The following is a 13,641-nucleotide window of genomic DNA, read 5'->3' as shown; positions in this document are numbered from 1 at the left end:
GTTTCTCCCTGACTCTTTAACCGCAGATACGACAATAACAAAACACGTAGACGCACTATCTGTCTGTCGGCAGATCGTTGTCGTCCCTGCACGTGATTATTTGGAATTTATGATAATCCCTGTTTGCAGCATAGATTAGATCCAAAAGCGACAGCAGCGGTTCGACATATGTTTGTAGTAAAAAGACATATTATCAGAACAGTTTGTATCTAACTTTCAGGTATAAAACTGCCAATTACTTACACGGATAGAACGATTGCTTTTTGAACCAAAGCGATCATTATTAGGAAGTATCCTGTGTTGGCTATTCTGTCTCGATGAAATATTCAGCAGGATTAGGGAAAAGGGAAATTTCTTGGATGTCGATGCTCTGGAGGAATTGGACCGCATTCATAGCTGTTTTGGCAACCACTCTCAGTATACTGGCCGTACTTTCAATCCTGCAATATGAAACGGTTTTATCGAGATTGATACAGGAACGGCTCGCCGTTGTAGCTGAGACAACAGCCTCATCATTTCGTTCGGTGATCAACCTCGGTTTACCTATAGCGAGCGTTCGCAACGCCAAGGAGGTTTTGGCTTGGGCTGAAGATATTGATCCCGCGGTTACCTCTATTCAGGTATTTAACCCGACCGGAATAATTGTGCATAGCACCATCGCCAACGGGCGCGAACCAATTGCCAAAGATACTCTTATAGTGCAGTCCTTGAGTGCGGATGATCGCTGGGATACCGAAAACGATAGTGAGCTACAGGCTGGGCTTACCCTCCGGAATCTTCAAGGGGACAGGATCGGCGGTATTCTCGTGTCCGCTGCCAATACCGATTTTAAGGAAAAATCTCGGACTATGTCTTTTCAGATAGCCTCGGCTGCGGCGGTTATCTTTGTTGTGTTTTCGCTTCTTGCTCTCTTGATGCTGCGCATAAAACTTGGAAGCGCAATGCACGGGCTGGAAAAGCTGGAACGGTTATCAGACGAGTATAGTGAAGACCAAAAAAATAGCCGCCTGGCGGAGACCAAAGCTCCTTTCATTGCTGATGACGGATTTTTAAGTAGTGAGATAGTAGAGCTTGAATCGAAGCTAGACGCGGCTTTCCGAAAATTTAAAAGCGTCCGTCGGATAATATCAGAATTCTCGAACCACAATCAAAAGGTTGCCGATGTCGGACAAGAGAATACTGCGTCGCTTGAAACCGCAATTGCACCGGCCCCCGAAACGGCGTTGGCAAATGTATTTGCCCGCAGCCTCTCCCCATGGTCCGCCGCGATCATATTGGGATCAGCATTAGTATTGGGGCTATATGCCCATAACGAAGTAACGCGTTCGCTGGAGCCGGAATTAGCCGCGCGTACGAAGGTGATAGGTGCCGTCGCTAACAGGAACATTCAGCGCGCGGTTAATGCCGGAGTTCCTCTGACAAATCTCGTCGGTGCGGAAAACTATTTCAGCGAACTATTGAAGCATTTTCCGGAAGTGTCTTACTTTGGAGTCGCGACTGGCCGCATCGTCTATGAGGCGGGAACACGGCAAAATTACATTTTTGCACCGGCTCAGTCGCGAAAGGATGTACCAACTTTTCCAATTATCGCTGACGGAAATCAAATCGGTTACATTATTGTCGATATTAATCCCGATTACTTTGCCCTTCAATTCAGGGATATGTTGCTGGATTTTGGCGTAGTGGTCCTTGTCGTTATGTTGCTGGCGTTCCAGATCATAACAGTGGTTATGAGCCGTTCATTGACAGCCCCCTTCCTGCAGCTTCAATATTTGGCGGGGCTTCAAGCAGCGGGCGATTTTTCCAGCGTGATAGTCGCTAAAGGTTTGACCGCCATCGATCGCCTTAACAACAAATTGTCAGAACATGCCATGCGGCTTCACCGGGCTTTCACCGCTGCCACATCGCACCAGTCCAATAACAGTGAACTGATATCGCTCGAAAAACTCGGTGACCGCTTCAAACTCCGTCATGGATGGCCTACCCAGTTAAAGTTTTCTTACTTGAACGATGTGCGGCTACCGCTGTTTCTGTTTGCAGCGGCGGATCAGTTGCCCATAGCATTTCTTCCTATTTTTACCAGAGCCGCCAACAATTCTCTGCCTTGGCTGGATACAGGCATTGTCATCAGTTTACCGATAGCTGGATATCTGATTGCGATCGTTGTCGGTTCGTTATTGGTGCGCCCTCTGACAGGGAAATTCGGGCATCGCAAGTTGTTGCTATATGCAGCGGCACCCACATTGTTAGCTCATATAGGGCTTTACGCTTCTACCGACGTTACAGAAATTGTAGTGTTCCGTATGGTCACAGGCCTGGGATATGCTTTTGCAGTAATGGCTTGCCAAGATTATGTCCTTAGAGCAGTTCCAAAAAAAGATAGGAACCGCTCGCTGGGTTTGTTTACCGCTGCATTGTTCAGTGGCATTTTCGCCGGAACCGCGTTAGGTGGAATACTAGCAGACCGGCTTGGGCAACCTTCGGTTTTTGTAGTCAGTGCCGGGTTGGTCCTGCTTTCAGGCACCCTCACCTACAGGTTACTCCCAACATACACTGGCAAAAATGTCTCCGCACCCATTGCGCACACTTCCTATTTACCCCCCATTTGGCGGCCACTTGGCAACCCACAATTCGCGGCGCTCGTGTTCGGGATTGCTGTGCCAGCTAATATTCTTCTCCAGGCTTTCATCTCATTCCTTGTGGCTCTGGAACTTAACGCCCTTGGCGCTTCCACTGCCGATACCAGCCGCATTTTGATGACCTATTTTCTGGCGATCGTATTTGTTGGGCCCGCCGCCCCCCATTTCCTTGAACGAAAACTGAATCCTTCTCAGGTCGGCCTTTTGGGGGCGGTGTTATCGGCAGTCAGTTTGTGCGCCGTCGTTATCTGGCCCGCACAGTGGTCCATCCTTGTCGCCGTCGCTGGAGCCGGTATTTCCCATGGCCTAATTCGGGATCCCCAAGTCGCTGCCGCGTTGGAGATTGCAGAGCGGGACCTAGTTCATTTGGACTCGGACATAGTGCTGGCTTCTCTGCGCGCTTTTGAGAGGTTGGGAAGTATTGTCGGATTACTTCTGATCGCGTTTTTATCCAGCTATGTCGGGTATTTGAATGCGATTGCGGCAATTGTGGTCATAGTGATTACAGGCGCGGCAGCATTTGCGCTAACATTCTATAGCAATTTCTTCAGTTCACAGTCTCAGCGAACTGAAGAATCTCAACAGGCGGATACAGATTGAGTTTCTGAGCAACTTTCATATTTATGACATAGGCAAAATCAGTCATTTGAAGTACCGGAATATCTCCGGGTATTTTGTTATCCATCAATATCTTTTCTGCCTGTTCGCCCGCCAGTTTTCCAAGGTCATAATAACGAGCTGCTATTGAGAGCAGTGCATCGGATTTCCGAACCAGATTTTCATAAGGGCTTAGGACAGGAATGCCATTTTCGACGGCCGCCCCCGTGAAAGCTGCGCCGTTCTTACGGAGAAAAGAGCTTGAGCCAAGATAAATGAAATCGACCCCCCTGTCTTTTAGTTCGACCACTTTTTTCTGAATGTCGTCTACTTGCGGGTACCCGTCATTTCCTAATTTTAACTCAAGGGCGACCAAATCAAAATCCAGCGCTTTTGACAGGGCCATTATTTCATCGCGCTTTTGTAATGAGTTTGGCTCATTTGTATTATAGAGAAGCCCAAGACGCTTAAACGTGGGTTTATAGGATCGGATTGTATTGATATTGACCACTTCAGGAACACGGTTAAATGTACCCGTAATATTCCGTCGCCCCGTATTTACCAGGCTTTCAATAATGCGAGCGCCGACCGGATCGGCTACGACTGTAAATACCTGAGGAATATCATTGTTAAACTTCGGACTGTCTTGGTCTTCAAGCGTACCCGCGATACCAAGCGTCACGGAAGTTCCCCACGACAGAATTAAATCCGCCTTCATCTCGCGGGCTTCTTTCAGAAAACCGGGGAGCTTGGTTTTATCTTGCGCTGCATCACGGAGGACAAGTTCGGTGTCCAGACCTTTTTCTGAGACATAGTCTTGAAATCCGTTGCAAACTTCTTCGCATCCACGCCAAAGTGCCACATAAATTAGCTTGCTTGCGGCGTATCCATTTGTCACAGAACCTAATAGTAAGGCAATAAAAACTAAAAAAGGCACAAATAGTGAGCGTCTTATCATACCGATCAACCTACCTGCTTTTAATTTGCATAGATAATGAACCTGCGAAGTTGAAAAGGCAATACTTGCTGCAAGCGTCGTCGGTGCAATACTTTCAGAAACGACATGACTATTGCACAGAAAGTTGGAGACAGTATTTGAACAAATAGCGGATACTATCTTCAACGAACACAAATGTTTGCTTGTGACCAAGCGCAGATGAATTGAAATTACATGTGTATCAGCGAGATTATCTTGATCACTTGCCAACAGCAAAGCAAGGATACCGGCAAGCAAACCCTCGAAATCGTAGCGTGCTTAAATGCAGCAAAGGCCCCAGAAAGAATAGCACCGATCAGGTAAAGCATGCTGAAAGCATAATGCTTTGTTTGCAGATTCTCCAGTAGACCTTCCAATCCGCTTGAGGTGTATAGGTCAATCAATCGTCGTTTTATTGTGCACTTTCCATCTGGGGCAGTCCTTTTCCGTTGCCAGTTTTTCCTTGTTGGGGCAGTGTTGATTAAGTTGTTAAATGTTTTACGCGTCCTTTGTACTTGCCAATATTTCTTGGAGGGTCAATATGCCAATAAATGTCATCGGCGTCGGCGTAGGCAGAACAGGAACCTATTCCCTTAAGCTCGCGATAAATCAGATTGGGCTGGGGCCTTGCCATCACATGGAAGAAGTGCTCCACAATCTATCTGTGCAAGTGCCGCTATGGTCGGCAGCTGCCAAAGGCGCTCCTGATTGGATGGCAATTTATGAGGGATATGAAAGTGCCGTCGATTGGCCCACCGCTGGATTTTTTCGGGAATTGTACGCGACCTATCCAACAGCTAAGTTCATCCTGACGCATCGCACCCCGGAAAGTTGGGCGCAAAGCTTTTCACAGACGATTTACCGATTGCTTGCCGAACGGGATCAGGCCCCCGAGGAATTACAGGAGTGGCTTGATATGACCAGCGAGGTTATTGGTAAAACAGGATTTCCTTCTGGACTTAGTGAAGCAGATTTGAGGGAAGCGTTCATCGCTCATAATGAGGCAGTCGTAGCAAGGATTCCCGCCGATCAACTTCTTGTCTATCAGGTTAAAGATGGTTGGAAACCTCTCTGTGACTTTCTGGATGTTCCTGTTCCCGATGATCTTTTTCCACGCACCAATGATCGTGCAGAGTTTTGGGATCGCGTATCTGGCAAGATCTGAATCAGACATGACTGAACGAAGGAAGCTAGCAGCAATATTCGCCGCAGACGTAGTCGGGTTCAGCCGCCTCATGGGGGCTGACGAAGAAGGCACACTGGCGCGTTTACGGACAGTGCTTGATCATCTGGTTGATCCAAACATAACCGCCCATAATGGACGTGTGTTCAAGCGAACGGGAGATGGTGTCTTAGTCGAATTCCTAAGTGTGGTTGATGCTGTGCGCTGTGCAATTGACGTGCAGGAAGCAATGATCGAGCACAACGGCGGTTTGCAGGAGGAGCACACCCTCGTGCTTCGCATAGGCATCCATCTCGGAGATGTAATTGAACAGAGCGATGGCGATTTGATGGGTGACGGCGTTAATATTGCGGCACGTTTGGAAGGGGTTGCCAAACCTGGCGCAGTCTGCCTATCAGAGGACGCATATCGCCAAGTAAGAGCAAAGATCAATCTGTCTGTTACGGACCTCGGCGAAACGACTCTCAAAAATATTGCAGAACCCATCCGGATCTATTCGCTGGCGGTTGGCAATGAGCTGCCTATGAAGGATAAGTCGGCGGAACAACTCGTTTTGCAGACAGAAAAGGCCACCAACCATAGTACGTCCGAAAAAGCCTCGATTGCCGTTCTACCGTTTACGAACATGTCTGGGGATAACGAGCAAGAATACTTTGTTGACGGTATGGTTGAGGATATCATCACGGCGCTGTCACGCTTTAACCAGCTCTTCGTTATCGCCCGAAATTCGAGCTTTGTTTACAAGGGCCGGGCTGTGGATATAAAGCAGGTCGGTCGTGAGCTTGGTGTACGCTACGTGTTAGAAGGCAGCGTACGTAAGGCAGGGAACCGGTTGCGTATTACCGGACAGTTAATTGATGCTACCTCAGGCGCTCACCTGTGGGCAGACCGCTTTGACGGTGAGTTGGAAGATGTGTTTGATCTTCAGGACAGAATTACTGACAATGTGATCGGAGCGATTGAACCGACGGTACGCAAGGCAGAGATCGAACGCTCACGACGCAAATCAGCCGGCAATCTAGATGCTTACGATCTTTATCTTCAGGCGCTCCCCCATATTTATGCCATACGTCCTGATGAAAACCGGATAGCGCTTGATTTACTCATTCATGCTATTGATCTTGACCCGTCTTACGGACCGGCTCTTGCACATGCAGCCTGGTGCTTTGTGCAACGGATCAGTCGACCCTGGCCACCTTACGGCAGCGATGATTTAGTCACTGCAATCTCGATGGCCCGCCGAGCGCTCACTGCCGAGACAGACGACGCGGTGAGTATCGTGCTTGGGGGCTTTACGCTCGTGATGTTGAAACAGGACTACGCGACTGGGCTGGATGCTGTCCGTCGCTCGGTTAAACTTAATCCAGGATCAGGTTTTGTAAATGCAATGGCCGGCTGTGCTCTTGTATTCGGCGATGATTCAGAGGCCGGATTGCGTCTTTTGGAGCGAGCAAGGGCACTCGGCCCGATGGACCCCAATTTCTTTAGCCATCTGACTGTTTCGGCAGTAGCTCACCTTTTCAACGATCGCGCTGATCTCGCCGCTGAATTGGCTGAGCGCTCTCTTGCCCTCAACTCGGAATGGGACTCGACCTACTGGGTGTTGATTGCAGCCTACACCCAGCTTGATCGCTTGTCAGAAGCCCGAGTTGCGGCCAGGAAAATTTTAGCGATGTCACCAGAAGCAACGGTTACTAAATATAGAAAAGCACTGCCTATCAGGAACCCAGATTCCCTTGAACTGGTCCTTGGGGCACTCCAGCTAGCCGGCTTGCCAGAGGGAGCCTGAGTTCTAATAAACATTTTTTGTAATTTCGACGCTGGATCCTATGTAGCCTAGGGGCACAAGTGACCAGGAAAAATGGTGATAAACCACAAATACTAAAGATGCTTAATTCTATAGAACCCCATATCATCTCTATCCTTGAGGCTTATAGTCTAAATTCTCAACTCAAAATCGTATTGACTGCAACCAACTATTATATCACTGAATAGCGATCTATTTGTAATTAGGTCTAAATCCTTTCCCTACTTTGTAGTTTCACATAATAATTATTCCGCATTTTTATTGGGTCCAGGACACTAATAAAAATTTGAGCAATCGGAAGGAGAATTAAATAAGCCTTAAACCATGCTAGATATTTGGGATAGTGTGTTACGATAGAGCATCTTGCACGCGATACTGCGTGCCTGTCCTGATACAGATCGGACTTATTTATGGAAATTCCTACATGGATTAAACCTGCGCTTATGGGCGCGGGAGCAGGCGCTATCGCCGTGGCTATAGTGGGATTCAACTGGGGTGGCTGGATGACGGAGAACGCAGCCAATGATATGTCGAGCGAAAACGCCAAAATGGCGGTTGCGACGGCACTTATACCCTATTGCTTGCAGAACTCCAAGAATGACCCCAATTCAATGGACGTGCTCGCCAAGTTTGGAGAGGCCAATAGCTATAAACGACGTGGGATTGTTGAGGATGCAGGCTGGGCAACTCCATTAGGAGCTGAAAAGCCGGATCGTGAACTGGCAGAAGCCTGTCAAAATGCTCTTGCGGAAAATATCTAGTTTTTAATTCCGCAGGCGTCTTGCGTTCTGCGTGGATAAAATACATTAAAAAAAACACAAGAGAGACGCAGTGCGTTGCGTCTTCTTGAAAGAGGTCTGCGCGCTCTCCTCTGCGCCCCTCTCCTGACGGTAATCGTCGTGGCAAATGCCGCATAGGTACCGCATGTTGAATTTGCCTTGCCGACACGTCCAATAACTGTGATTGCTTTGCCAGCAAAATCCCGTTGCTGGCTCCAAGTGATCATCACGGAAACAAAATGCCTTCCGTTTCACAAGTCAATCAACCGCGGGCGTTTATCCGCATCAACGAACCCGCAATTCTCAAGGGCTCTGGATCGGCTATAAAATTCCCGGTTCGCGATATTCCAAGATCAACCAATACGGCAATCGTGTATTGTGAAGGCAATGCGTGGAGAAACCTAATCAGCATTGTTTCCATCTAGCGCATATAAGTGATTGCCAATTTACTAAAGCCTATTATTTCTGCAAACTTGTTACCGGACGAAACGCTGAGTTCAGGGGTATGCCGCGATATTAACGTTGCCTCGTTTGGTTGCGGCAATTACCGATGAACCGGAAAAGCCGTCATTTGGAAAGGATGCGAACAATGATAGCCGTAATTTTTGAAGTTTATCCCCATGACAACCATAAACAGGAATATCTGGATATCGCGGCGGGCTTGCGCCCGACACTTGAGGAAATAGACGGATTTATTTCGGTTGAACGTTTTCAGAGCCTGACGGACGAGAAAAAAATTCTTTCCATCTCGTTCTTTCGCGACGAAGCGGCGATTGAGCAATGGCGCAATATCTCGGCGCACCGCAATGCCCAGGCCAAGGGCCGCGCCTCCGTCTTTAAGGATTACCGGATACGTATCGCCAGCGTCATCCGCGACTATGGCATGTATGAACGGGACGAGGCCCCTGCTGACAGCAAAGTGAAACACGCCGGCTAACAGGTGGGTGTATGCGCGAGTTTAGGCCGCTTTGTCCCGTGCGCGTTTGTGTGATCGACTATTGTTTTCAGTCCGGCGCCGCGCTTTAGGCTTGTCCTTGGGTGCCGATGATTGGGTCAGGATCGTTTTTTCGCCAATATTGATCATATTCACGATCCCCCATTTTCGGATTACAAGATCCAGTCTTTTTTGCGCATATTCCTCCCAGGACACAGAACCGGCGACGGGATGCTGCTTTTCCGGTGACGGGAAGTACTCGAATACATAGCCGTGTTTTCTGAACATGTGGAAATCAGTGGAATCCGTGATGAAGAGAGGCACAAAATCCTCCCGGATGGCCTGTTGGGAGCTGATCTGCTCTACGACCTTCTCCATTTCTTCCGTGGCGACACCGAATAACGAGATCCCGTAAACCAGCGTCGTCGTCCCCTGCACCGAATGGTTTATCCACCCGGCATTTGGCACAAGATAGTTGGCTTGCTTGCGATTGCTGGGCCACCATTCGTTATCCGTTTCCGCTCTTTGCGGTGCCGGCGGCGGAGCGTCCGCGTAAGGCCGGCTTCCCGTTGGAAAATGCTTGAGGTTTACCCCCTCACCCAACGGTTCAAATTCATGAAAAACCTGAAGGGTCTCGCTTTTCAGGCCCAGCTCGTCCAACAGGCGCATAAGATGAGCCTCGACGACATCGGCATGGCGTGACTGGATCTGAACATGTTCCCGCAGCTGTCTCGCTTCAGAAGTTGCGGGCCGGAAACTGTCGCTAAATACAAAATTTGTCATCGTCTTTTCCCACTGATCTCGTAACTCTGATCAAGAGTATTGATTAAGCGTCTATAAGAAATTCACAATTGATTCCGCAGCGGCGGTTGCCCCGTTTTCCAGGGCCAGCCGTTCGCAGTTATATCGCATGGTATTCTGGATTTCAGGGTCGAGAATATTCTCTATGGACCTCTCGACGATATCCAGGTTGAGGCCGGGTATATGATAAGCCGCCTCCTCTTCTTGGACAAAGGCGGCGCGGCCGCCCTGATCATCCATGGTGGCATGCTCGTTGGCCATAAAAATCGCCGGCAGCGAGAAGGATATGATCTCGTTGAAGGAGTTATAGCCGGCGGCACTGACCGTGAAATCGAAGGCATTGAAGTAACGGCTTAACGGGAAGCCTCTCAAGCGCTTGATACCGGGCCAGAAATCGAGCGATTTCGGCGCGATCATCCATTCCGCAATAACCGGTTGGATACTCGGGTTGGCCTTGAGCTTGTCAAGAACCGTGTCAATCATCGACACGATATCCCGGTTGGATCCTGACCCCAGCTGGATAAGGACGGCGGGTCGGTTCGGGTCGATCCCCAGCTCCTCGCAGGCCTGCCCCTTGGAAAGTATTTCTTCCTTGTCCAGCAAGCGGATGGGAGGAACCTTGACGGTAACGGCGCGGTTATAGGCCGTGACCCCTTTATCCCTGCTTTCCGCGATATCTGTCGGTTCGATCACGAGGTCAAAAAACTTCTGGCGCGAAATGGACAGGGAATTGTTCTGTTCTTCTTTCCACATTCCCCGGCGAATCCAGACCAGCTTGATGTCCCGCGGGAGAATGGCCTCGATCAGGCCGGAATAAGGGTTGCTGCCGTCGAAAACAACCGCGGAGGGCTGGTGAAAGTCGAGCACCTGCTCGAGATGTTCGCGAAACCAGACGTTCCAGTTGTTAGGGTTGTTGTTTGCATAGACATGGAAGGGAAGAAATTCGACCGGGTACCCGGCCTGCTCGACAACGGGCAGCGCCTGACTCATTGTCAGGAAGACGGGTTCTACGGTCGGTCCCATGCGCCGCGCAATCGCCAGAAGTCGCGTCAGGTGACCGACACCAACGCCATTTGAAGATACAAAGAGGACGCGGGTACGCTTGTTTGACTGCCGATCCCGGACGCGCGTTTGGCCCGATGTTCCGACAAGCTTGTTCAGACGGGCCAGATGAATTGCCGGGCCAAAATTCTTCCGTGCAATACGCGCCTGTTCCGACGCTACCCGTGCGTATTCCTCTTTCTCCGCAAAAAGTTCCGTCACATACCCCTCTACTCTCGCAGGGGGCATATATTTAGGGCCGCGACCAAAGATGTTCTGTAGTCGGCCATCCAGTATTGCCGGCACACCTTGACACATCGCATAGGCGATGGCGTGAACCGGAATTTCAAAGTCCCCATAACCGGGGTAGTAGCTCATGAAATCAAGGTTTTCGATAAAGCGCGTCGCCATAATATCTTGCGCCTTAAATGTTTCCCGGGCGTCCAGAAAGCAGGTGCGAGGGCCATTCTTGATGTTTGTCATGCCAAGCAGACGGGAAGATACCTCGCCGGAAACGGGCAAAGATCCGTCAAGATTTTCTGATGTCGGCCATTGCCCCTCCTCACCGAGACTAACGCGGCCGACGATTGGCAATAAACGTCCGTTTGTGGAAGGATCTTTCCAATCCCTGAAGGAGATTGATACGGTCCAGAGCTGTGCATCCACGGTTATCGACGGTACGGCCTGCAAGGCAGCCCTGATTTCCGCTGTCGTGCCATACCATATGATGTTTCGGCCATAGATGGTTTTTAGCAACGCATCCCTTTTTCTGATTGCCCTCGATGACGCCATTCTATCCAGGATGACGGCCGTTTTGTCGGCAATGACACGTGGCCCGACAATATAGCTTTCGTCACCGGCCCCTTCAAAAAGGGACAGCGGTTGATGGATGGTGAGCAGCTTCGTCCGGACATTCGGTGTTTCCGGATTGACCGGTAGCGCCATGGATTTTTCAACAAGGGCCTGCACGTCGGGGTTGACGATCCGTAAGTCCCCCCGCGTTTTGGTCGGATGATGAATGAGGGCGGACTTATAGCCGTTCTCCCATTGAATCTTTACATCATTGACAATTCTCCAGATTTCCTCGCGGCAGGAGCGAAAATCGCCGATATGAGTGACATCGACGCTGACATCCTCCAACACAACAGGGTCGGAACCAGAGTCAATGTCATCAGACGTGAATTCCGCGTGCCCCAAATATTTCCCGATACGTTCAAGATATTTTTCGGGGCCATACAGGTTATTGATCATATGCTGGCCAAGACCGGACTGCAGCATGAAACGGTATGGATCCTGGTGCAGTTCCTTGACCGTATCGATAACATCCTCGGGGCGCCTGTAGAGGGCAGCCTCACCAAATGTCTGGCGAAGATACTCCGGCAAGATAACAACCGCGCCTGCGGCGGCGGCTTCGGCAATCGTGCGGCCAAAGCCTTCAACCCAGTCGGGGTGATGGAAATAAACAAAAAAATCTATGCCTTCCAGGAACTGTCGGGGCGGAATTTCGCCAAACTCGAATGTCTCCCAGTTTTCAGGGTATGTCCCCTGCATAAGGTCCTGCAGGCCGTCCCCAACCCCAAGAAGACGAATATCGATATCCTCTGCGTCGGGATAAATTTTCAGCATGTCTTCGCGTGTTGCAGGCCATTTTGCCCAGTCCGGTCGGCTGTGGCGCCCAATTATCGGTTTGGTGCCGAGGACGCCTGACCGTTCGACCTTCCAGTCCTCCACAAAAATCAGATTGGTCCAGTCGCAATCGGCGATGGGGAAGCGGAAATCCTCCGCAATCATATTTTCCCGGGAAACCGCGGAAATCGGCGCCCAGATCAATCCTTCGCCGACGACACTCTCGGCATTTTCATGGACTTTCTCTACATCAAAATACAGGACGCCATTGCTATCGCGGATCGGTTGATGGGCAACCATGATTTTCGTGTCGGCCACGACTTTCGGAAAAGGTCCCTGCGGGAGGTCTTCAAAGACAAATGGATTGTGAATGAGAACCAGTTTTGCCTCTACCCGCGAGGTTGTTGCCGGATCCACCAAGAAGGCGTTTTTCTTGTCAATCTGTTCGGTGATGGCAGGATGAACAGGTCGCTGTTGCTTCAGGGTCCGTGCATCCTTCTGGAGGAGACCAACTTTATATCCTGCGTCTGAGAGTGCCCTTATTTCGGCTTCAATGGCGGTAGAGGTGCCACCGGGAAAGCGAAAATCTCCGATTTTTAGGATATCATACATTTCAACGTTCACTTTACTTTTGTCCAAGGTATCAATTAAACATTGCGTCTAATTGTCGGAAAGTTGTCATGAAAGTAGCCAACTACAACTGGCTACTTTCATGAAGGTGAGTCTTTAGTACGTACCTGGTCCATCGCCTGGAGCGGCACCACTACCCGCATTGTCTGAATCGTTGCTGGTGGCCGCTGCGGTGCTGGAGGCTACCGAGACCGCTTTGGAGATGGTCTCCGCACTAACATTTTGAATTCCAACAGTTATATTGAAACCATCCGGTGAAACAGCTGGCGCTGCCGTGGCGGCGACACCTGCTACAGCTGCAACTGCAAGTGATTTCTTGAATTTATTAGTCATATAGCATTTCCCTTAACTCGAGTTACTGCGTAATTGCCAGTATGTGAAATGCTGGGTGAAAATGGTTAATTAGCTATTAAGTATCGTTGATTTCTCGTTAAATGCTAATATAACGAAGATAAATAATATTCTTTTTAAATCTAAAGGTGTAAGATGGACGCCTAATGCACCATTTTCCCACCTTTGACGCTGTTTTTTGCACTCTTTGAACAAGGCATCCTGCATCGGCTGAATCATGGTGGGCGGTGATCAGCCGTGAATTCCTGAAGGAAAAGGCCGATAATCACCGATCTTT

Annotated in this window: 9 protein-coding genes; 5 read left to right on the top strand and 4 right to left on the bottom strand. The window is 49.6% G+C overall.

Translation table 11 applies throughout. The features are described from left to right. The first annotated feature begins 359 nt into the window (after positions 1-359). Complete coding sequence (locus tag J0X12_RS14955) at positions 360-3,239, top strand: MFS transporter (protein WP_207047239.1); 2,880 nt, start codon at positions 360-362, stop codon at positions 3,237-3,239. Here the strand turns inward: J0X12_RS14955 and J0X12_RS14950 are convergent. Beyond that, positions 3,187-4,470 carry an ABC transporter substrate-binding protein gene (locus J0X12_RS14950; RefSeq protein WP_207047238.1) on the bottom strand — a complete coding sequence of 428 codons (1,284 nt, stop codon included), beginning with the start codon at positions 4,468-4,470 and terminating at the stop codon, positions 3,187-3,189. The two genes, J0X12_RS14955 and J0X12_RS14950, sit on opposite strands and share 53 nt — an antisense overlap. A 283-nt stretch (positions 4,471-4,753) precedes the next feature. Here J0X12_RS14950 and J0X12_RS14945 point away from each other — a divergent pair, with 283 nt between their 5' ends. The 4 genes from J0X12_RS14945 to J0X12_RS14930 all read left to right on the top strand — a co-directional run bounded on the left by J0X12_RS14945 (position 4,754) and on the right by J0X12_RS14930 (position 8,918). Further along, complete coding sequence (locus J0X12_RS14945) at positions 4,754-5,377, top strand: sulfotransferase family protein (RefSeq protein WP_207047237.1); 624 nt, start codon at positions 4,754-4,756, stop codon at positions 5,375-5,377. Beyond that, positions 5,286-7,184 carry an adenylate/guanylate cyclase domain-containing protein gene (locus J0X12_RS14940; RefSeq protein WP_207047236.1) on the top strand — a complete coding sequence of 633 codons (1,899 nt, stop codon included), beginning with the start codon at positions 5,286-5,288 and terminating at the stop codon, positions 7,182-7,184. The genes J0X12_RS14945 and J0X12_RS14940 overlap by 92 nt, the downstream gene beginning before the upstream one ends. A 428-nt stretch (positions 7,185-7,612) precedes the next feature. After that, complete coding sequence (locus J0X12_RS14935; protein ID WP_207047235.1) at positions 7,613-7,963, top strand: hypothetical protein; 351 nt, start codon at positions 7,613-7,615, stop codon at positions 7,961-7,963. Positions 7,964-8,570: 607 nt separating this feature from the next. After that, positions 8,571-8,918, top strand: a complete 348-nt coding sequence (locus tag J0X12_RS14930) for an antibiotic biosynthesis monooxygenase family protein (RefSeq protein WP_207047234.1) — start codon at positions 8,571-8,573, stop codon at positions 8,916-8,918. 21 nt (positions 8,919-8,939) lie between these two features. On the opposite strand, the gene J0X12_RS14925 is transcribed toward J0X12_RS14930, so the two are convergent. The 3 genes from J0X12_RS14925 to J0X12_RS14915 form a co-directional block, all read right to left on the bottom strand. Continuing rightward, positions 8,940-9,698, bottom strand: coding sequence for a hypothetical protein (locus tag J0X12_RS14925; RefSeq protein ID WP_207047233.1), 759 nt, complete (start codon positions 9,696-9,698; stop codon positions 8,940-8,942). A gap of 51 nt (positions 9,699-9,749) precedes the next feature. After that, a complete protein-coding gene (locus tag J0X12_RS14920) occupies positions 9,750-13,007 on the bottom strand; it encodes a glycosyltransferase family protein (RefSeq protein WP_207047232.1) in 3,258 nt (1,085 codons plus the stop codon). A gap of 102 nt (positions 13,008-13,109) precedes the next feature. After that, positions 13,110-13,346: a hypothetical protein gene (locus J0X12_RS14915; protein ID WP_207047231.1), complete on the bottom strand. Its 237-nt coding sequence runs from the start codon at positions 13,344-13,346 to the stop codon at positions 13,110-13,112. Between the last annotated feature and the right edge of the window lie 295 nt (positions 13,347-13,641).

The sequence above is a fragment of the Sneathiella sedimenti genome (assembly GCF_017313765.1).
GTDB lineage: Bacteria > Pseudomonadota > Alphaproteobacteria > Sneathiellales > Sneathiellaceae > Sneathiella > Sneathiella sedimenti.
The sequence above is the reverse complement of the archived record's forward strand: the minus strand, read 5'-3'. Positions and strand labels throughout refer to the sequence as shown.